The organism is Endozoicomonas sp. SCSIO W0465 (assembly GCF_023716865.1).
GTDB lineage: Bacteria > Pseudomonadota > Gammaproteobacteria > Pseudomonadales > Endozoicomonadaceae > Endozoicomonas.
In genome coordinates this window covers 4,303,750-4,325,230 of the sequence record NZ_CP092417.1, presented here as the reverse complement: position 1 = coordinate 4,325,230, position 21,481 = coordinate 4,303,750, and the positions used below count along the sequence as shown (strand labels likewise).

Genomic DNA, 21,481 nt, shown 5'->3' with positions numbered 1-21,481 from the left:
CAGGCAATCATAATTAGATTGTACGTGCGTTTTGATATTTCCTGAAATTCCAGAGAGCCGCAAAAACTCTTCCTTTTTTTCTCTAATCTGGGACGGATATTGGAGAAAAACGCGAAAAGCAGGCAGAAAACATCCTCCCACCATGCTGGAAAGGTACTTTCATGTAGCGTGGAGGTGGCTATCAGGATGGTGCCGGGTGTCTGGCCAGAATCACCAGGTTGTAACAGACCACCGATAACCAGCAATGAGAATCAAAACGCTCAGAACCCTTGCAGTGGCAACGTGATAGCCCAAAACATCTCTTTAGCCACGAAATTCCCGCTTCAATACCTGCCCGGAAGCGAAAGAGCGTTTTATACACATACTGACTTTTAGTCATCTCTTCGACTTCAAGTCCGCGCTTCTTATTAAAAGCTACATCGCTGATTCCCATGGCCTTGGCTTTTTCCAAATTAGCGCGACACGCGTATCCGCCGTCACCGCTTGTCTGGCGAGGTACACGACCATAAATTTCTTTTTGTCTTTCCATCATCGGAATGAATTGGTCCGAATCCGCTGGGTTACCTTCCTCAATAACCAGGTCCAGGATCAATCGACTTTTTCCCTGAACCAGGTTCAGTTTATGGCCATACTGTACTTGCCGCCTGTCTTTTACGATGATATCCGTATGGGGTTCATACAGGCTAACCACTTTTTCCTGGGCTGGCACCTTTTCACCCTTAAAGACCCTGCGCTCTGTCTGGGAGACTATTGCATCCACCAGGGGTAACAGGTGATCCACATCGGCCTGCCACTTGTCGGCATCATCAGCCAGGAGACACTGCCCCTGCTGACGGGCGTTTGCTAGCGTGACAGTAGCTTCGATAAGTACCTTCCGGGATTTTCGGGTCAACTGCAGCAGTTTTTTATAATGCTGATGCCGCTCTTCTTTGCCAGCGTAGATGCATTTTCTGGCCGCATCTTTTACGGCTCGGTTGTGATGGGTATATTCATAAAGCGGTGTCGCTGTCAGTGTTTGTCCCCGTTCCAGCAGCCGACAAATTTCTTTAACGGAACTGGCTAAAAGATCACTGTCGCAAGGAGGTTTGATATCCGATTCGGTGACTGTGCTGTCAATAGCCACAGTGCGCCCTTTTTCAATACCCTGATCTTTAGCGGTCATTAGCTGACAGTTATTAATCCGTTCCCATGTAGATGCAGTAAGAAGGCTGATGAGCCCATGCAAACTGGAGCGACTGGGGCGCTGGTTTGGTTCGAGGCGACAAAAGTCTCGAAAGAGCATGGAGTCCATCAAAACAAACGACAAGTAGTCATAATCACAATTCAAATACTGTTTCAGGAGTGCCGCACGAAGAACGGATTCTGCTGATAGTCCGTTCCGCCCAGTGTTCTGTTTATCACCAGAACTTAAGTCCTCATAAATCCAGTCATTGAACTGTGGATGGGCGTCAAGCCATTGCGAGATACCGGAAAGCTGGGAGCAGATTTCATGAGGTACGTAATGGAGTTCCATACTACACTGCGGGTTGCGTTTTTTGCGCATTTGGAGTCCTCTGTTTTTGGCAATCCCTTATGTTTCTTGCTCTTGGGAAGTTTAGTCGCCAGATAGCAGTAGGGCTCCACTTAATTTTTCAGGATAAAATCTACAGTTTTCAATTGGTTGTGTTTTTGGACGAGAACTAGCTATTTGTGATCAAGAGACAGGACCTTGGGGTCTGCATACAATTTGGCCAGGGCTTCCAGCTGCTCTACCGGTACACCGGACAGCGTCGAGGTTTTTTCTGCCGTGTATTCGCTGACAAAGGCTGCAAATTGATCAAAGGTAATCTCCTCAGAGCCACCATTGCCGGGGTTTTTGGCCTGCTTTTCCAACGGGTGGTCCGGGCGAAGACCGTAGCCGATATCGGTGACACCGCTGCGGAAACGGGTATGCTTTTTGACGAAGTCCTGGTCAACGGCCTTGTTCTGGATGATGTAATTGGCAATAAAGTTACCAATGGCCAGATCGGTATGAGGGGTAAATATCATGCCAATGTCAGCCAGTTCAAAGGAACGGTGTTTGAACGTCGACAGAACGGAGACATTGACCTGGTCACTGGAGAGGCGACGGTCGGTCAGTCGTGACCAGAGCACCGGGTGCATCTCGGCCATATTGGCGCCCCAGAGTACAAATGCATCGGCTTGTTCGAAATCGTCATAACAGCCCATTGGCTCATCCATGCCAAAGGTACGCATGAAGCCTACGACAGCGGATGCCATGCAGTGACGGGCGTTGGGATCAATGTGGTTACTGCGGAAACCGGCTTTCATTAATTTTGCCGCAGCATAGCCTTCCCAGACGGTCCACTGACCGGAACCAAACATGCCGACAGCGGGCATCTCGGCTGTGTTTCGGGTTTTGGCAATGGCAGCTTTCCATTTGTCAGCCATGATGTCGAATGCCTGATCCCAGGTGATGGGCGTGAATTCACCCTCTTTATGGAACTGGCCATTTTTCATCCGCAGCAAGGGGGTCTGTAAACGGTCAGAGCCGTACATGATCTTGGACAGGAAGTAGCCTTGGATGCAGTTAAGGCCACGGTTGACCGGTGCTTCCGGGTCACCCTGGGTGGCGACGATACGGCCATCCTTGCTGCCTACCAGAACGGAGCAGCCGGTACCGCAGAAACGGCAGGGTGCTTTGTCCCACTTGATCTCTGTTGCTTTACTGCTGGTTATCAGATTGGTGGCCGCTGCTGGTGTACTGACTCCGGCAGCCGCTGCGGTGGCAGCAATCGCGCTGCGCTTTATAAAGTCCCTTCGAGTTTGCTTTATATCCATCTGTTTACTCCTGATGCGCATAAATCAGTGCAGCAGACAACACTCCCGCCACAGCATTAATCTCGGTCAGCCGGTCAACCATCAGTTTTTCACCGGGTAGCTCTTCAACGGTAACCACCAGTTTCCCCCGGGGATCACAGGCGTGAACCTCAACACCTGGCAGGGCCTCCAGTTGCCGGGTGACGTCGGTTAACTGGCCCGGCAGGGCCCGGACGACAACGCCGGAGATGGCGCAGATTTCGGCAGATTGCGTCATTGATAAATCCCTCTGGCCGGTGCTGTTTCTGAAGATGGTTGTTCTGAATTTGACATCATGGCAATGGCTTTTATCGGGCACTGGGAGACACACTCACCACAGCCGGTACACTGGTCGGTATCGATGCCGGGAATGGCCACACCGCCAGTTTGTAGCGTGAAACTGATGGCGCTGGCTGCGCAGGATTCCTGACAGGTGCGGCAGTGCACCCGGTTCATTGCCAGACAGTGCGAATTGATCGTGGCCAGAATATTCCAGGGCGTGCCTTCGGTTTTTTCAGTAACGTTGTTTTGAATTACGTTTCTTTGAGTTACAAGGTACTGACAGGCATCACTGCAGGCTGCGCAGAATGAACAGCCTGCCCGGGAAAAGTCTGCCTCTGGAAAGCCACCGCTGCCTTTTTTCAGAAGTCCGGTTTCACAAACAGCAATACAGTCATCACAACGACGACATTGGTCGATAAATTCGGTTTCTGCTGGCGTCCAGGGTGGACGAAAAACCGGACCTTCCTGTCGGCTGCCGGTTAAGAAACGACGTCGTGAAATCAGGTTGCCTGCCCCCATGGTGATCAGTATCGTTTGTTCTGAGTTGACGTTCATAATCGGTTTTAAGTGATCATAACCCTCTGAATAACAGCGTAAAGACGGTGTCGATTGGGGGTGTCAGGGAGGGGGTACGGGTGTTGTACCTCTAAAGAGGTATGAGCTTGATGATCATTATCAGGTTATGATTCTTCAGGTCAGAAAAATAGTGTTAAAAAACAAGAGTGTCTCTCCATTCAAGCGCCATTCAGGCGCCATTCAGGCGCCATTAGAGTACAGGCTTTGCTGCTCGTGGGACTCTTTTCGGGCAAAACGGGAGATAATGGGAAAAAAGAGGTACATGCCATTAATTACAGGGGATGTTGATCTGGATCAATTAGTCTTTGGCTCTGAACAGGAGCGGGAAAAAAAATGTATTGGCTCGCTGCGGCAGAAAGCGCTGCTGGTAATAGCAGGCATCTGTCTTTTGGTACTGGTCAGTGTGGGCAGCTCGCTATGGTTTGCCCTGGTGACTGAGAGTGATGCGGCGGCGATCAATATCTCAGGGTCATTGCGAATGCAGTCCTGGCGACTGGCTGAACATGTATTGATTCCTGAGCTGACCAGCCAGGACACGCTGGACCGGTTAATAGATATCTACGACAACAGCATCAACAGCGAGCCACTGAGAAAATTACTGGATGATCGGGGCGACTTGGGAGAAGCCTATCGACGGGTGGCCAGCCAATGGTTTGTTCAAATGAAGCCATTGCTGGCTGATCCTCATGGCTATGAGGCTTTTGTTTACCAGGTGCCGGAGTTTGTTGATCGTATCGATCATATGGTCAACTCTCTTCAGCTGCATACCGAGCAGAAACTCCGGCAGCTGTTTTTAACAGCACTGTTTGGGCTGGTTGGTATTCTCTTCATGGCATTGATGACCGTCCGGTTTATTAATCATCATCTTCTCAAACCCATGGATGAGCTGGGAAACGCTGCAAGCCTTATTCAGCATGGTCAGTTCAGTGGGCTTGGTCTGAATTATCAGGCCAGTAATGAAATCGGAAACCTGACCCGAACCTTCCGTGGAATGGCGCTCGAACTGGGGAACCTGTATGGCCACCTGGAAGAAAAAGTTGAACAGCAGACGCAGGCATTGGCTCAGTCCAACCATGCCCTTGAGCTGTTGTACAAAGCTTCCAGAAACCTGGCAACCAATCCATACGACGAACGTCTGGTGGCTTCTTTGGTCAGAGAATGGCAAGAACTGCTCGATTTGGAGGACTGTTATCTGTGCCTTTCGGATACGGAAGACAGTACCCGTTTGCAGAGAATTGCCAGTGATCGCAAAAAGCCCTGCGCCGGAGAGCATTGTCTGGACTGTCTGAACAAAACAGTGGCAATTCAGGTGGCTGAACCAGGATCTTGGCAGTTTGCCCTGTTGTCCAAACAGCACCGCTTTGGCTTTTTGCAAGTAACCGCTGGTTCAGCCACTGATTTGTCCGAAGAGAGCCAGCAATGGCTGCAGACCTTTGCCGATATTATTGCTACGGCTATTGACCAGAGCCGTGCCAAAACCCATGAACGTCGCATGTTGTTGATGGAGGAGAGGGCGGTGATTGCCAGAGAGCTGCATGATTCATTGGCCCAGGCGCTGTCTTATCAGAAAATTCAGAGCTTGCGGCTTAAGCGACAATTAGAAAAACTGGAAGTTCAGCCACAAGTTATGGGGATTCTTGACGAGTTAAGGGAGGGTACCAATAATGCCTATGCCCAGTTACGGGAGCTGTTGAGAACCTTCCGGTTGACCTTGTCAGAGGGAGGCCTTGAACAGGCCCTGCAAAAGACGCTGGAAGAGTTCTCTCAGCGCTCACCGAAGATTCATTTTCAGCTGGATTATCAACTGCGCTTTTCCAGTATTGATGCCCATGACCAGATTCATGCCTTGCAGATTGTGCGGGAGGCGCTGATGAATGTGGTCAAACATGCGAAAGCCAGTGAGGCCCGGGTCAGCTGTTTTATAACCGCTGATGGTGCGCTGGCTATTACTGTGACTGACGACGGCTGTGGTATTGAGGCCAAACCTTCATCACATGGCCATTACGGCACAGCCATTATGCGTGAGCGTGCAGCCAGTATGGGTGGAATACTGGATATCAGGACGTTATCACCAAGGGGGACTGAAGTGTATCTGGAGTTCGGGCGATCTGAAGAGAGAACCTATGAGTGAGCAAACCATCGATATTCTTTTGATTGATGATCACCCTTTGTTGCGCAAGGGCTTGGCCCAGTTAATCAATGAAGAAGACGGATTACATGTGATTGCCGAAGCGGGCAGTGGGCAGGCCGGACTGGAAGCAGCGATCAAACTGGAGCCTGACCTTATCCTGCTGGACCTGAATATGAAGGGCATGGATGGTATGGAGACACTCAAGGCGATGAGAGCTGCTGATGTGAATAGCAAGGTGATCGTGTTGACAGTTTCTGAGCACCGTGAGGATGTTGCAGCGATGTTCCGGGCCGGAGCCGATGGCTACCTGTTGAAAGATATGGAACCTGAGGACTTACTGCTTCAAATAGGTGAGGCTGCTCATGGCAAGCTGGTGGTGGATGACAGGCTGGCGGAAGTATTAGCGTCGTTGCTCAGGCCGGAGCAGCAACATGAGAACCGGCTGGAGCTGCTTACAGCCAAGGAGAGAGAAGTACTCAATCTGATTGCTGAAGGGCTGGCCAATAAAATGATTGGACGAAAACTGTCAATCAGTGAGGGAACAGTCAAAGTACATGTAAAACGGCTATTGAAGAAACTGGGTGTTCGTTCCCGGGTTGAGGCAGCGGTGTGGGTACTTAGAAATTAAGAAGATAGCATCGACGGTTATGGAAATAACATGCCATACAAATCACCTGGAATGATGTAATTTGAGTTAATGTTCACCAACTGGAACCGTTTCCATGAGTAATTGATCGAGCCTCTCTCTATTTTCAGTCGATAAATTATCCACGAGACTGTGTTTATGTGTACAAATTGTTTGATGAAGTTCATCGTGCGACGAAAGCAGTTGACGTAATGCTTCGAAACGATGCTCAAACAGCCAGTCATACAATCTGATATCCGTATGTACAATAGAGTCGTCCTCTACATAGTCCTTGATATCATCAGAATCAGAATCTTCCCAATCACTATCTATTCTATCTATGAACTTTAAATATTCCAGAGGATACTTTAATCCGGATTTCATGAATTCAGTACTGATAAAATCATCTCTTGTTGCGTTGAGCATGTTTTCCATCCCGGGTGTGAAAGAGTCTTTGCATGAGCGCGCAAAAGGTTCGCGCGGCAGATAAACGAAAGGGAGAAGACTCATATCTGGACAATGAGTATCTCTGGCGTTTGCCAGCATCATTTCCAGTTTCATTTTATTTTGCTCACTCAAGTTGTCGGCAATGACGGCAATGGTGTTATCAATCAGATAAAACACATCGGCATAGCCTGTTAACAGGTTGCCAATATCCTGCGCACGCGTTTCTATCAACGCATCGGTAATGGCACCTTTCAGAATGTCAGTATTTCCGGGAAAATTGTATTTATAGGCAGCTTTCAGGACGTAACTACATAATTCCAGCTTTCGAATAGACCCGCTATTGTCGTTGCTATCTTCTTCATAAGCACTGAAACACATGGCAAGCAATGATTGGCCAGCATGATCAAGACGGTTCAGGTGCAACCCTGATTTTATCAAGTAGAGCAGCGTCTCGGCATCACGATAGAAACTGTCATTATCCATGACTCTGACAAACTCATTGAACGGGAGTATTCCTTCACTGGTGCGTTTATTGATAGCTAAGCCATAGTGGGCAAGTAAATTTATTTTTTCACTGCTCAGCAGCTGACGTTCGATCATTGCACAAAGCGGACCAAACCGGTACCGGTTGTTGGGATCGTCGATACTGGCCCCAGCCCGTAATAGAAGAATTGCAGTAGCAAGCCCTGATGATGATTCTATGCTCAAGTGCTCAGACAGGGCTGTTTTACCGTAAACGTTAACGGCGTCAAGGATTTCCGGACTGCCATTGACCTTTTCCAGCAACGTCTCTATGAGCTTGAAGACAGCATTACCCTGACAGGCAATGTGTAATGGCGTGTTACCAAAGCGATCGGCGATCAGCGAGGCCCCGCGGCTCAAAAGGAATTCCACCACACTATGGGGATACTGTGGATACAGCTCTTGGGTATAGCGCCAAAAATGGCAGCTTGCTTTGCAAAACTGGTGCAGTAAGGTTTGCTGCGCCTGGTTGATGGGTTGATTGATATCAACACCTTCTTTACTCAGGTACCAGCGCAGATGTTCCAGTATATTTGGGTCATCTTCTCGTGGTGGAGAATTCCAATACACTCTGTCATAGGGTTCATACGCCGAAGTTTGGCTTATATACTGAACTTTCTTCGCGTGAATATCGATGTTCTTGTTCTGTAACAGCGTATCCAATTCCCGAATGTCAGTATTGCCATGAAACAGAGTGTTGCACTGGCAATCAGGGCTACGGATCAACCGTGTAGTGGGGGTTTCGCAGACAATCAACTGACGATCATTGAATATCTCTATACCGTCAGGCAGCTTTGACAAGTGATGACAGACCACAACGGGGAGTGTAATTGACTTGAACTCCTTGAGCTGGTCAGGAGAGACTGAATGCGTGATAGGCTCTCCAAAGCGGGTGTGGGCATTAAAACCATCTCGCCTGTTGCTGTTAAATGTATGGTAAGAACCGCCATCGCCTGGCAATTGTGAATCGTCTTGAATATTCGAATCAACACAATCCCGAACCTTTACTGAACTGTTTTTATCGTCTGGAGAATCACACCGTTCAACACGGGCAGACGCATGCAGTTCCTGAATGAGTTGTTTCAAGACAACCCGACCGGAAAATAACTTGTTAGCTACTTCACTTCGAAACGAATTAGCAGCCATTGCAGAAAATTGGCTGTTTGAGAGCGGTCTCGTGTGTTTAAGAATGTTCAAAGCATGTGTGTGCATTATTATCTGCCAACTAAAGTAATTTCCCTGATCATTTGCTCAGTCTTTTGATTATTTTCAATTGATCATTTACAAACAAGATAGTGCTTATATTTACTAATATTTTTAATTGCGACTTTATATAGAAACAGAAACTGATTCCTGAATATAACTAATGGTCCAGTTTTGTATAAAATCGGAAATAATCAAGTTTTACTGGAAAAATCCTCAAGTCAGACATCAACGGATCCCCGCTGCGCAGGCTGTGGGGCATTTTTCTTGTGTTCCCGGCTCCTGTTGACATGATCCGTCCGGGCGTAATCACTTCATCCCCAGCGTTAGCCGGATATCATTCATCACCAGTTCATCTATTGCCTGAAGAGTGAGGCTTTTATCACCCAGATAAGAATAACTGGACAGGGTGAGACTGGTAGCTATCAATTTCCACGCGCAGTGTCGTTTATCAAGCGTGAGGTGAAAGGTCTCATCTTTTTGACCCTGGGCTAACACTCTCTCAACCAGGTCTGTCAGGCCGAGCATGGATTCACAATAGACGGTTTTTAAGGATTCATTGCGCCACATTTCATCGGCTGCACTGAGCCACACGCGGTTTTCAAACTCCCGATCCGGTAAATTTGATGGTAGCAACATCTGCAACAGGGCTTCGTAGGGGGGCAATCGTTTAATGGCCTCCAGGTCGCGGTCAACGGATGATGACACGGCATAACGGATGACTTCGGTTTTCAACTCATCCAGAGAGGCAAAGTGGTGGTGGATGGTGCCTGTCGCGGCTCCCATTGCTTCGGCAACCTTGCGGGCGGTTATCCCGGCAAAGCCACAGGATACTACCAGGGAAAGGGTGGCCTCCAGGATGGCTTTGCGTTTTTCATCTTTTGGCAGGTAACTCATTGACCGCATCTGTCCGATATAACTACTGGTTGACACAGCATAAAAACAAATTGAACATATGTCCAATTTGAACAAATGTTCATATTAATCAGTCAAAGGAATAAAGTATTGCTGGCACAGGGTAACCTCTTGCCGCAATAAGGAAACGCTTATGTCAGTTCACACTACTGATGAAACAATGACCTCCGGCAGTACCACGGTGGATTTTTTCCGTTTTGTTGTGCCATCCATACTGGGTCTGGTGGCGCTGTCTTCAGCGGGCATTGTTGATGGTATCTTTGTTGGTAATTACGTGGGGGCAACAGCCCTGGCCGCAGTTAACCTGGTGGTACCACTCTATTCGGTGTTCTTTGGTCTCTGTGTCATGATGCTGGTCGGGGGGGCTGTGGTTGCCGGTAAAGCCCTGGGGGCAGGCGATACACGCACGGCATCCAATATTTTTACCAAATCCCTGACGGTGGTTGTTATCTTTGCCCTCATCGTGGCCAGTCTGGCATGCTATTTTGCCGGGAATATTGCCGCTTTTGTGGGCGCCGAAGGGGAAGCACTGCCGCTGACCACAGATTATATCCGTGTTATTTCGCCCTTTATGTTTTTTATGGGGCTGGCTTATGCACTGTCGTCTTTTTCCCGGGTTGATGATGCACCAAATTATGCGTTATTCGGGCTGGTACTTATTGCGTTCACTAACATCGTGCTGGATGCGTTGTTTATCAAAGTATGGGGCTGGGGGATCAGTGGTGCAGCATTTGCCAGTGGTATTGCTTACATGGTGGGTACTGCGTTTCTGATGGTACGATTTTTCGGTAAACAGGCCCGCATTCGGTTGATTAAACCCTATGGTTCCTGGTGTGAACTGTTCCGGGCCGCCTATAACGGTTTTTCCGAGTTCATTAATGAGATGTCCAGTGGACTGATCATGTTTGTTATCAACTGGATTCTGATGATCGAAGCAGGCACAACGGGCGTTGCTGCCTTTACCATTGTCAACTATATCCTGTGGCTCAGTATCATGATGGCCTACGGTACTGCAGAAGCCCTGGGTCCTCTTGTCAGCGTTAACTTTGGTGCCAGAAAGCCAGAGCGTATCGCAAACTTTATGAGACTGGCTGTTGGTCTTGCTGTTCTGTTAGGTATTACCTTTGCGACAGCTCTGCTGGTTTATCCTGAGGCGTTGGCCAGTGTCTTTATCCAGAGTGACGAAGTGGCTACGCTGGCTCTGACCCTGTCGATCATCGCCGTTATCTGGCCTGCCTTTCTGTTTAACGGTATCAATATTACCCTGTCCGGCTATTTTACCGGGATGCATGCAGCTACCCAGTCGGCCCTGATTGCCATCAGCCGCTCCCTGGTTCTGCCGCTGGTGCTGATCATTCTGTTCTGGAAAACCCTGGGACTTGAAGGAGCATTTCTTGCCTTGCCGATAGCAGAAATACTGACGTTTGCTCTTAGTGTTGCCCTGTTTTACCGGGCAACACCGGGGGTGATGGTTGATAAAGATAGGGTTACTTACGATAGCGGGAGCGTTAAGCTGTGAACTCCCTGAAGCTGACAGGGTGAGATTGGCATTATCTGTGGGTCAGATAATGCAGCCTTAATAAGTGCAGCTCATCATAACTGATCTCTCCCCGCAGCTCTTCAAATACCGGTCGTAAGCGCTCTGTACCATGGATAGCCATCGCCGCCATCACCCGGTCTTGCTGGTCCGGAGCCAGGCTTGACTTGCAGATAAAGGCGTCGGTTGTCGGCAGTTGGGCAACGTCGCTCTGGTATTTGTAGAGATGGCTGAGGGTGGTGGACAGCTTTATGTTGAGGTCGCTCTGCATTTGGTCAAGACAGCCAAGTCGGGTAAATAATTCGCCAATTTCGATATGGCGGCCTGATGCAACCTTCTTCTCCACTGAGCTACTCAAGGGGACTGTGCGTGAAGGCCTGGCAATTTCGGCAATCTGGTGTTCGCTGCAGAATCTGGTGATTTCATCAAGAAAGGCATCCCCATAGTGATCCAGTTTCACCTGGCCAACCCCGTTGATTTGCAACAGGCTTTCTTTTGACTGGGGAAACCAGGTGGCCATTTCCATCAGGGATTTATCAGAAAAAATAATATAGGGTGGCACGTTTTCCTGGTCTGCCAGCACCTTTCGACAGGCTCGCAGTGTATGGAATAACGTATGGTTATAGTCAAGTTGGGTCTGTTGTTCTGCTGCTGTTTTACTTTTACCGGTAAACTCAGGCCGCTGGGTCAGCCTGATCTCTATCTGACGCTCACCCTTGAGCACAGTCCGGGCAGCTTCGGTCAGTTTCAGGCTGCCAAACTCCTGGTCCTGGATAATCAGATTTTCCTGCAGGAGCTTGCGGGACAGCTGTTGCCACTGGGGTTTGGTCAGCTCGGTGCCGATGCCGTAGGTGGGTAGCTGGTCGTGCTGGCGTTCAAGTACCTTTTTGGCTTTAGAGCCCCGCAACACATCGATCAGGTAGGCTGCACCAAACAGCTGGCCGGTGCGATAGATGCACGAGAGAAACTTCTGGGCAGGCACGGTAACATTGCAGAGCGGCTGCTTTTCTGACAGACAGTTGTCGCACAGCTGGCAGTTTTCCAGGGTGTAGTGCTCGCCAAAATAGTGCAGCAGGGGTATGCGGCGGCACTCTTCAGCCTCGGCAAAGGCAATCAGGGTGTTCAGGTGCAGGTTGGCAATGCGCTGTTCAGATTCAGACTTCTGGTTAATAAAAAACTTAACCTTCTGTATATCGCCATAGCCAAACAGGAAGTGGCAATAGGCTGGCAGTCCATCCCGCCCGGCACGGCCAATCTGCTGGTAGTAGCTTTCGATATTCCGGGGCATATCAAAGTGCAGGACAAACCGTACGTTGGGTTTGTTGATTCCCATGCCAAAGGCGATGGTGGCAACAATGATCTGAATATCATCGCGGATAAAAGCGGACTGATTGGCAGCTCTCTCATCATTGGTAAGCCCGGCATGGTAGGCCGCCACGGAGCAGTTATGGCCAGCCAGCACGGCGGTCAATTCATCCACCTGGCGCCGTGAGTTGCAATAGATGATGCCAGACTGGTTCGGGTATTTTTCGATCAGTCGCAGTGTCTGCACCACCGGGTTCTGTTTCTCTATAACTTCCAGAAACAGGTTGGTCCGGTTGAAGCTGGCAATAAACTCATTGGAGTCAGCCATTTGCAGACTGTTTTTAATATCCTGCTGCACCTGTGGCGTGGCGGTGGCCGTGAGGGCCACACAGACGGCGTTGGGGAATTGTTGGCGCAACCCGGCAAGCTGTCGGTATTCCGGGCGGAAATCGTGTCCCCACTCAGAAATGCAGTGGGCTTCATCAATGGTCAGGCAGTCAAGGTGGATACTGTCAAGCAACTGTCGGGTGCGCTCCAGCATCAGGGTTTCCGGGGCCATATAGAGCAGCTTGATGGTACCTTTCTGCACATTGCCCAGGGTCTCAAGGTATTCCCTGCTGGAGAGTGTACTGTTCAGCAGTGCGGCAGGAATCCCCAGGGCCTGCAGTTGGTTAACCTGGTCTTCCATCAGGGATATCAGGGGCGAGATAACCAGGGTCAGGCCGGGAAAGATCAGGGCCGGGATCTGATAACAGATAGATTTGCCGCCACCGGTGGGCATGATGGCCAGCGTGTCGTTGCGTTTCAGGATATTCTCGATGATGGCGCTCTGGTGGGAACGAAACTCATCGTAGCCAAACACGGTTTTTAGTATCTGTAATGCTTGTTCAGACATGGTTAAATTCTATTAAACGCCTTTCAATGGCTCAAACAGCACATTGAGATCCTCAGCTGTAATGGTGGCTTTTTTCCGCCTGCCAGCACCTTCACTCAAAATGGCATCGGCAAGAGCTTTCTTCTTCTCTTTCATGGCCTGGATTTTTTCCTCGACAGTGCCTTCGGTGATCAGTTTGTAGATAAAGACGGGTTTATCCTGACCGATCCGGTGTGCCCGGTCACTGGCCTGATCTTCTGCGGCGGGGTTCCACCACGGGTCATAGTGTATCACAGTATCCGCAGCCGTGAGGTTCAGGCCGGTGCCGCCGGCCTTCAGGCTGATCAGGAAGACCGGTGTGTCACCGTTCTGGAAGGTTTCCACAGGCTTCTTCCGGTCCCGGGTCTGGCCGGTGAGTTTGACCCAAGGAATATTGGCCTGTTGCAAGCGGTGTTCGATCAGTGCCAGCATGCTGGTGAACTGGGAGAAGATCAGTATCTTCCGGCCTTCTTCCGCCATGGGTTTAACCAGGTCCATCAACAGTTCCAGTTTGGCCGACTCGCGGATATCGGCGGCCTGTTCCACTTTGACCAGGGTAGGGTCGCAGCAAGCCTGGCGCATTTTCAGCAGGGCGTCCAGAATGACCATCTGGGAGCGGGCCAGCCCTTTCTTTTCGATCTCTTTCTGAACCCGGGCTTCCATGCTGGCCCGAATGGTTTCGTAGAGGTCCCGCTGTTTCCCATTGAGGGCTGTGGTGCGCAGGATTTCGGTCTTGGCGGGCAGCTCTTTGGCCACCAGGTCTTTACTGCGACGGAGCATAAAAGGCGCAATACGTTTCTGCAGTTTTTCCGCCTGTTGCTGGCTGCCCTGTTTTTCGATGGGCGTGCGGTAAAAGCGGGTAAACTGGTCCCTGGCGCCCAGGAAGCCCGGCATCAGGAAGTCAAACAGTGACCAGAGTTCACCCAGGTGGTTTTCCATGGGGGTGCCGGTGAGGCAGAGCTTATGCTCCGCGTTCAGGCAGCGCACCGCTTTGGCGCTTTTGGCATTGGGGTTTTTGACCGCCTGGGATTCATCCAGGGCCAGCAGGTGAAACCGGGTTTTGGCCAGGTCTTGAAAATCCCGCTGAACTACACCGTAACTGGTCAGCACCAGGTCTGCGCGGTTAATTTCCTCGCTGTCCCGGTTGGCACCGTGATGGATATGGACCGTTAAGTCCGGGGTAAACCGGCTGGCTTCATGATGCCAGTTGTGCAGCAGGCTGGTGGGACAGACCACAAGACTGGGAGGGAGTTTATCCTTGAGGCGTTGTTTTTCCAGCTGGATATGGGCCAGAGTCTGCAGGGTTTTACCCAGCCCCATATCGTCTGCCAATATGCCGTTGAGGCCGTATTCCCGGAGGAATTGCAGCCAGGAAAGGCCGTGCAGTTGGTAACTGCGCAGTTCTGCCTGTAGCCCGTTGGGCGGTTTGACCGACTTCAGTCGTTTAAAACCTTTCAGTTTTTTGCTGAGGGCCAGCAGTTTTTCTCCGCCGGACCAGGGCAGACCGAGCTGATCATAGAGTTCCTGCCAGACCTGGGCATGGTAGTTCTGCAGCTGGTATTCGTTCAGCGGCCGCTCCCCGAACAGTTCCAGCAGGGTACCGGCAATCAGCCGTAACCGCTCGGCAGGCAGCTGGATGAATTTACCGCCGGGCAGGGCGATGGGAACCAGGGCATCGCCGGGCATGGCCTTGAGTTCATCCAGTGTCGGCAGCTGGTTTATCTGGCGGGCCAGCAGCGGTAGCAGGTCGATGGGTTTATCATCAACGGTGACGCCCAGGCGCAGGTTGAACCAGTTATTCTCCGACTCATCCAGTTCAGCGTACCAGTCGTCATCGGTGAGGGTGGCAAACTGAAACGGGAAGTTGTCATCCATGGTGACCGACCAGCCCTGTTCTTCCAGTTCCGGCAGGACATTGCTGACAAAACGTAACCAGCGGTTGCGGTATTCGCTGCCGGATATGCCGGTAACCAGATCGTGCACATCCAGTTCGCTGATTTGTCGCACACTTTCAATATGGCGGATATGGGCGGGTTCAATAAAATCGGGCAGCTGTTCCAGGGCGTGGTATTCTGCACTGGCCTGACGGGGGATTATTTGATGGCTGTCTTCTGTTGGTTTGAGGGATTGCTGGTGGCTGCCAAAGGGTATGGTCTGGCCATCGTAATCAAAGCGAACCCGGCCACGGGCCAGACGTTCATCGGATTTTTTCTTACCGGTGGGAATGCTGTCCAGCAGCAGTTGGGGTTTGGGTATAACCGTCAGTACGGCGACCTTTTCCGGTAACGGGATGATCGGTTTTTTCTTGCTTTTGCTCTTTTTGTTGCCGCTGGTTTCGCTGCTGTCACGGAACACCGTTTTCAGGGTTTGGCTGGTGATATCAATACCAGCTTCGTCCAGCGGCGGTGCGTCCAGCAGCAGGCCCAGCAGGGTTGAGTCCGGCAGCCCGGTCAGGTCGCCACAGTGATACTCATCCTGTTGCCGGTGCAGGTAGCAGGCTGGTTCTGAAGGAATCAGCAGCAGCGGCTGGCCATCGCCGGCAGCCACCAGTGAGGGGCGTTGCAGCCCCTGTTCATCCAGCTGCCAGCGGATTTCACCCCGGATGGCAGGCTGGCGGACAACCGGAAGTTTTAACTCACGATCCACCACACAACGGCCGGTGGCCATGATTTTTTCCAGCAGCTCGTGGCCGTCCTCACCATTCAGGGTGATTCTCCCCTGGTAAACATCAATCCGTTTATTGATATATGCCAGCTTGAGGATGCGGCGGTCATTATCGGCCATGCTGGCGGGCCAGTTGCCATGATGCAGGCAGTTGTACGCGCCACCAAAGGGGGAGGGTTTGCCAAAGCCGCCACTTTTCAGGTAGCGGGAGAGGCAGATCTGGACAATCACGCCGCCGTGATAGGTGTTCTCTTCCAGAACGTAGAGCGCGATATTGGTGGCTTTGCCCTGTTCCACCCGTTTTTTCTCTTCGCTATCCCGTTCTTTTACCACGGCATTCAACCGTCGCAACCAGTTATTGCGCTGCTCTTCGAGCTTTTTGGCCTGATCCCTGGCAGCGTTTGCGGGAGATGCACCCTCGAACTCCCCGAGAAACTCTTCCACCATGGTTTCCAGTACATCACTGTTCAGGCGACCACCAAATTGCTCTTCCAACAATTGTTTTATAGCGTTAATTTCAGCAACGGATGCCTTTGGAGCCGGGTATGAAGCAGCATTGGTGTTACCTGTCCCCATCATTTGATTAAGGCGTTTGGCGCCGTACTTTTTCTCCCCTGCCAGCAGCAGCGCGACGGTATGTTTGCAGTTATAACCCACCGGACAGGAGCAAAACCCCTCAAGGTTATCCTCTTCAGGATCATCGTGATCATAGAAGAAAATCTCAACCTCGTAGGTTTTCCGGCCACTGCCGCGCACCAGACCCAGCAGCATGTCCTGATCTTCATCCAGTTCAAGCTGGCTGACTTTGTTTTTTCTGAAATAGTCCCGCCCCCTTTGCAGGGTGGTGGTAGGGAATAGGTTGTTCAGGTTAATAATTAGCTGGGTCATGGGGGAGTGATTGTTATTTAATGAATAGAGATGGTGAAATTATGGCCGATCAAATCATCAATTGAAATATTGTTATAGGCTCTTTTCGTATTGCAGACTGCTGATTTCATAAATCAGGCTGGAATCCTCCTGTGGCAGGGCTTGGCAATATTTAGCCAGCAGTTTCCTGAAGGCATTGTATATCAAGGCCTTTGGCCAATTTTCATTGCAGAGCAGTCTGTAACCCGAAAAGAGCCTTGTTATAAAACACTTCGATATACTCAAAAATTATCTGATGCCCTTTCCCGTGTCTGGATGTCCTCAAGATGAATGAGCGCTCTTCAAGGCATGGAAGAAACTCTCAGCTACGGTATTATCCCGTCAATTCCCTTTGCGGCTCATGCAGGCCAGTTTGCCAGAAATGGGTTATAAAAGTTAATCTCCTGATAGGCCACTGGACAGGATGAGGCTCCAATGAAGAAACTGAAGAATGAAAAAGAGCTGGTGAAGAAGGCCATTGAGTATGGCATGAAGTATGGTGAACAGCGCGGAGTTGTTGAGTTTGAGGCTACCGATTCTGCCAATGAGAAAATCGAATATATCTACCGGCTGCTGGTCCATGATAACCTCATCCAGCCTCTGCCGGAGGATCAGGTATCCCAGGTTACCATGAAGCACAAACTGGCAATTTGGGCATCTAAACAGAAGCCGGGCTAATCATGACCTTATACCACTGACAGCAGATTATGGTTTTGTTTGGTCTTCAGGATGGAACATCTCATCGTAGGTTCCGGAAAAAACCAGCTGCAAGTGAGGAGCAATCTGATGCCCAAGGGTTTCTTTTGCTTCACTGATGCTGTGAAAAATAGCGGGGGAGGTATCGTTATTTCTCAGCAGGTACTTTCCGTCCACCTGGCATAAATAGATATCCCCTTCCTGACTCAGCAGCTGTACTGATAACGGGTTTTTTTTGAAGGCTTTTTTCAGTTCTTTGATGGTCATTGAGCTTCTCCGGGGGCCTTGATGTAAAGCTGAAGAGGAAAACGACGGCTTTATTTTACTGTTTTTGGGGTATTAACATACTCAATTTCTTCAGTCTTGGGGAGTGAAACCATATATCGTGGTAATCCGAATAAACTTTATGTTCAGAGGGCTGGATGACAAATAACGAGGCATCGCCATGAAAGTTGCACTGATTGGGGCCGGACTCTCCGGAATCAAGGCCGCAAGTGATTTAGCTGAATTGGGTCATGAGGTGGTTGTTTTTGAGAAAAGTCGCGGATTGGGTGGGCGCTTAGCCAATCGCCGAAAACCATGGGGCAGTCTGGATATTGGTGCCCAATACTTTACCGTCAGGGACCCGGGGTTTCAGCAGCAGGTAGCGATCTGGCTAAAGGCTGCTGCAGTAAAGATTTGGGATTTTTCACCTTACCGAGTTGAGCAAGGACAATTAACCCCTTCACCAGATGACACGGTGCGTTACATTGGCTCTCCGTTAATGAATCAGTTGGTTCATTCTTTGAGTGACAATTTTGCCGTTCACTTCCGATGCGAAATCTCGACGGTGGAAAAGAGCAGGGACGGTTGGTCGCTGCTCTCTTCTGATGGAGACATTTTTTCCGGCTTTGATTGGTTGATTGTCAGTAGTCCTGCCGAGCAAAGCCGTGCTCTTCTTGTGAGCTGTTCTGATGTAATGGCCGATGTGCCAGAATCAGTCCATCAACCCTGCTGGGCGCTTGGCCTTGCCACCCGGGGTGAAATTGCAGAGGACGTGCAGGGTATCTTTGGTGATGAAACCGTTCGCTGGGTTTCCAGATTATCCAGCAGACCCGGTTTTATCAAAGCACCGGATATTGATGATGTCTGGATGTTGCACTTCTCCCCTGAATGGTCAGAACAACAGGATAAAAAAACGACAATGGACATAGGTCAGACAGGTTTGGACTGGCTCCGGAAGATGATGGGTACTGAGATTGAGAAAGTTGCAGAATGTCGCCATTACTGGCGTTATGCCAATATTAAACCCATAGCGTTTAACCAACCTTATCTGGTGGATGAGTGTCAGCAGCTTGCTGTAATTGGTGCCTGGTGTGCAGGTGGCAGGGTTGAAGGAGCCTGGCTGTCAGCAGTGAAGTGGGTTGCTGATTTTGTCGAGTTATAAAGCGATAAGACATTGCATAATGATCAATAAAACGGTTGAGGCTGCAATTACCGCTATTTAAACCGAATCAGGTTAATAAAGAAAAACGTCGGTTATCTGCTATCCGTTTTTTTCCATATTTCGCTTATTGAGAGCTTGTTTCTTCGGCGGAATTCGCCGGGTGTAATGCCCGTCCATTTCTTGAAAGACCGGTGAAACGCACTGGGTTCATCAAAACCCATTAGCAGGGCGGCGTTAGTGATGCTGATATCGGACTGACTCAGGTATTTAATGGCGATATCCCGACGATATTCGTCTTTTACCTGTTGATAGGAAGAACCTTCGTTGACCAGGTGTCGACGCAGGGTTCTCACCGGGATATCGACCATCCCGGCCACTTCTCTGAGATTTGGAATATTACCGTTTTCTTCATCGCCCAATAATGAACGCATTTTGGCGGCAAGCCGATGACTGTTTTGCATAGCTTCTATGTTAAACAGGGCAAACGGCCCGGCGCTCAATAGTGTTTTAAGGCTTTCGGGTGTTTGCACCACCGGGGCATCAAGGGCGCTGGCATTAATCTGGATAAAGTTTTCAGCTTGGTACGCCCGGCATGGGCATGAACTGATGGGGTGAAAGTCCCCTGTGGGAGAACCTACATCTGACTGGCGGTAAAGACGCCTGCTGATGACAACCACTAGCTTAAGGCAAGTGCAGTCCCGCGAGGGGCTGTGCGGAGGCAGTCTGAGTGCAAAGGTGCGAGCCGACGTACAGAAATCGCATATAAGGCTGAGTCTCTGGGCGAGTGAGCCAAGGATCACAAAGCCCTATGGTTCGTGAGACACGGTAAATGCGGCGGTTGTGCACTGAAAGTTCATGTCCTTATCCGGGGAGATCTGTTCAACATGCGATTGGTAATTCCCAGTTCTCAGCCACTGGTTACAACAGGCTCGGCGAACAGGTCTCATCATCCTGTTCGAGCAAACCCGATGGCAACCAATAGCGCCAGCAGAGGTAACTCCGCGTGGTGATTGGACAGAAGTCAGCAGAGGCCATAGTAGCTGTACGACAGAAGCCATTAACGGATGGGAAGTCGTTAGCGAAGGGCCGAACATCGACGACAAAGAGGAGACTGATTCCCTCAAGGCGATGCAGCCGTCCGGCGACTCACCGTACTTGGCGACAGAATCTTTAACCAGCTTTGAACCATGATCTACTAAATTGCGTACTTGAACCGGCTAATCTGGCAAGTGCATGGAAACAGGTCAAAAGCAACAAGGGTGCTCCGGGTATTGATGGAGTCACTATTGAAGCTTATCCAGACTTTGCCAAACAGCATTGGCCTTCAGTGCGTCAAGCCTTATTGGACGGAACCTACCAGCCATCACCCGTGCGCCGACATGTTATAGAAAAGCCGGACGGCGGTGAGCGTTTGCTGGGAATCCCTACCGTGATGGATAGGGTCATACAGCAGGCCATTGTGCAGGTGCTGACCCCTGTCTTTGATCCGGGTTTTCTCTCCAAACAGCTTCGGCTACCGACCGGGACGGTCAGCACACGACGGAGTCCGTCAGGTTAAGCAGTTGATCAACCGGGGGCTTCATTACGCTGTTGACGTTGATCTGAGTAAATTCTTTGATACGGTTAATCACGACGTTTTGATGTCGAGGGTCTCCCGTAAGGTCCGCGACAAACGCCTTCTGAAACTGATTGGTAGCTACCTGCGCTCCGGTGTCATGATTGAGGGCAATGTCTACCCGACCAGGGTTGGCATGCCACAGGGTGGGCCTTTATCACCCTTGCTGTCTAATGTGGTCCTCGACGAACTCGACAAGGAGCTTGAATATCGGGGTCATTGCTTTGCAAGATACTGTGATGATTTTGTGATTCTCGTCAAAAGTCAGCGTGCAGGGGATCGGGTGATGCACAGCATTACCCAATTCATTGAACGCAAATTGAAACTGAAGATTAACTCCCGGAAAAGTAAAGTTGTGAAAGCAACAGAAAGCGAATTCCTGAGTTTCACCTTCACAGGGAAGAAAGTTCGCTGGGCCCAGAAGTGTCTGGACCGATTCAAATACCGGATACTCAAGTTGACCAGTCGTCGCTGGGGTGTCTCAATGCAACATCGGTTACGCAAATTGGCACAATATATCCGGGGTTGGATGGGGTATTTCCGGTTATCGGAATATCACCGACCAATTCCCCTGCTGGATCAATGGATACGTCGGCGAATCCGTTGCTGCTTTCTGAAGCAATGGCGCAAGCCGAAAACCCGTTTTAAGAATCTGGTCAGGTTAGGCGTTGATAAAATTAACGCCGCCAAGATCGCAGCCAGCAGCAAAGGGTATTACCGTCTGAGTAAAACCTATGCGGTACAACAGGCACTGAATAACAGTTACCTCGCGAAAATTGGGCTTGTTTCATTGAAAGACTTATGGATCAGGTTTCACCATCATCGTTGAACCGCCCGGTGCGGACCCGCATGCCGGGTGCTGTGGGGAGGGCTGGAGAAA

17 protein-coding genes are annotated in these 21,481 nt (G+C 50.2%); 7 read left to right on the top strand and 10 right to left on the bottom strand.

The annotated features are described in order from the left end of the window. Positions 1–181: 181 nt before the first annotated feature. From MJO57_RS19455 to napF, 4 genes are all read right to left on the bottom strand, one after another. Positions 182–1,543 (bottom strand): ISNCY family transposase, encoded by a 1,362-nt coding sequence (locus MJO57_RS19455; RefSeq protein WP_252017318.1) that lies wholly within the window; start codon positions 1,541–1,543, stop codon positions 182–184. 140 nt (positions 1,544–1,683) lie between these two features. Continuing rightward, entirely contained in the window at positions 1,684–2,820 is a 1,137-nt protein-coding gene (locus MJO57_RS19450) for a molybdopterin-dependent oxidoreductase (protein WP_252018043.1), read from the bottom strand. 4 nt (positions 2,821–2,824) lie between these two features. After that, positions 2,825–3,076 (bottom strand): chaperone NapD, encoded by a 252-nt coding sequence (locus MJO57_RS19445; RefSeq protein WP_252018041.1) that lies wholly within the window; start codon positions 3,074–3,076, stop codon positions 2,825–2,827. Beyond that, positions 3,073–3,675 (bottom strand): ferredoxin-type protein NapF, encoded by a 603-nt coding sequence (napF, locus tag MJO57_RS19440; protein WP_252018039.1) that lies wholly within the window; start codon positions 3,673–3,675, stop codon positions 3,073–3,075. The genes MJO57_RS19445 and napF overlap by 4 nt, the downstream gene beginning before the upstream one ends. A gap of 127 nt (positions 3,676–3,802) precedes the next feature. Between napF and MJO57_RS19435 the strand changes: the two genes are divergently transcribed. Both MJO57_RS19435 and narL read left to right on the top strand, forming a co-directional pair. After that, the gene (locus tag MJO57_RS19435) at positions 3,803–5,827 is read left to right on the top strand and encodes a histidine kinase (protein WP_252018037.1); all 2,025 of its coding nucleotides are present in this window, start codon (positions 3,803–3,805) and stop codon (positions 5,825–5,827) included. Beyond that, positions 5,820–6,455 (top strand): two-component system response regulator NarL, encoded by a 636-nt coding sequence (gene narL, locus MJO57_RS19430; protein ID WP_252018036.1) that lies wholly within the window; start codon positions 5,820–5,822, stop codon positions 6,453–6,455. The genes MJO57_RS19435 and narL overlap by 8 nt, the downstream gene beginning before the upstream one ends. A 66-nt stretch (positions 6,456–6,521) precedes the next feature. Here narL and MJO57_RS19425 read toward each other — a convergent pair whose 3' ends face one another. Together MJO57_RS19425 and MJO57_RS19420 are read right to left on the bottom strand one after the other, a co-directional pair. Next, positions 6,522–8,507, bottom strand: a complete 1,986-nt coding sequence (locus MJO57_RS19425) for an ankyrin repeat domain-containing protein (RefSeq protein WP_252018035.1) — start codon at positions 8,505–8,507, stop codon at positions 6,522–6,524. Positions 8,508–8,933: 426 nt separating this feature from the next. Beyond that, entirely contained in the window at positions 8,934–9,521 is a 588-nt protein-coding gene (locus MJO57_RS19420; RefSeq protein ID WP_252018034.1) for a TetR family transcriptional regulator, read from the bottom strand. A 151-nt stretch (positions 9,522–9,672) separates the two neighbouring features. Here MJO57_RS19420 and MJO57_RS19415 point away from each other — a divergent pair, with 151 nt between their 5' ends. Beyond that, positions 9,673–11,058 (top strand): MATE family efflux transporter, encoded by a 1,386-nt coding sequence (locus tag MJO57_RS19415; protein WP_252018033.1) that lies wholly within the window; start codon positions 9,673–9,675, stop codon positions 11,056–11,058. 31 nt (positions 11,059–11,089) lie between these two features. Here the strand turns inward: MJO57_RS19415 and recQ are convergent, their stop codons facing one another. Beyond that, positions 11,090–13,276, bottom strand: a complete 2,187-nt coding sequence (gene recQ, locus MJO57_RS19410) for a DNA helicase RecQ (RefSeq protein ID WP_252018032.1) — start codon at positions 13,274–13,276, stop codon at positions 11,090–11,092. A gap of 12 nt (positions 13,277–13,288) precedes the next feature. After that, complete coding sequence (locus MJO57_RS19405; RefSeq protein WP_252018031.1) at positions 13,289–16,846, bottom strand: DEAD/DEAH box helicase; 3,558 nt, start codon at positions 16,844–16,846, stop codon at positions 13,289–13,291. Positions 16,847–17,299: 453 nt separating this feature from the next. Between MJO57_RS19405 and MJO57_RS19400 the strand changes: the two genes are divergently transcribed. Further along, on the top strand, positions 17,300–17,542 hold the full coding sequence (locus MJO57_RS19400) for a DUF5062 family protein (protein ID WP_252018030.1): 243 nt from the start codon (positions 17,300–17,302) through the stop codon (positions 17,540–17,542). A 27-nt stretch (positions 17,543–17,569) separates the two neighbouring features. Here the strand turns inward: MJO57_RS19400 and MJO57_RS19395 are convergent, their stop codons facing one another. Further along, entirely contained in the window at positions 17,570–17,827 is a 258-nt protein-coding gene (locus MJO57_RS19395; protein WP_252018029.1) for a DUF6482 family protein, read from the bottom strand. A gap of 178 nt (positions 17,828–18,005) precedes the next feature. Between MJO57_RS19395 and MJO57_RS19390 the strand changes: the two genes are divergently transcribed. Beyond that, positions 18,006–18,986: an NAD(P)/FAD-dependent oxidoreductase gene (locus tag MJO57_RS19390; protein WP_252018028.1), complete on the top strand. Its 981-nt coding sequence runs from the start codon at positions 18,006–18,008 to the stop codon at positions 18,984–18,986. Positions 18,987–19,078: 92 nt separating this feature from the next. Here MJO57_RS19390 and MJO57_RS19385 read toward each other — a convergent pair whose 3' ends face one another. Further along, on the bottom strand, positions 19,079–19,663 hold the full coding sequence (locus tag MJO57_RS19385) for an AraC family transcriptional regulator (protein ID WP_252018026.1): 585 nt from the start codon (positions 19,661–19,663) through the stop codon (positions 19,079–19,081). A gap of 503 nt (positions 19,664–20,166) precedes the next feature. Here MJO57_RS19385 and MJO57_RS19380 point away from each other — a divergent pair. Together MJO57_RS19380 and MJO57_RS19375 are read left to right on the top strand one after the other, a co-directional pair. Continuing rightward, a complete protein-coding gene (locus tag MJO57_RS19380) occupies positions 20,167–20,544 on the top strand; it encodes a hypothetical protein (RefSeq protein WP_252018024.1) in 378 nt (125 codons plus the stop codon). Beyond that, entirely contained in the window at positions 20,468–21,430 is a 963-nt protein-coding gene (locus MJO57_RS19375; protein ID WP_252018022.1) for a reverse transcriptase domain-containing protein, read from the top strand. The genes MJO57_RS19380 and MJO57_RS19375 overlap by 77 nt, the downstream gene beginning before the upstream one ends. Positions 21,431–21,481 lie beyond the last annotated feature (51 nt).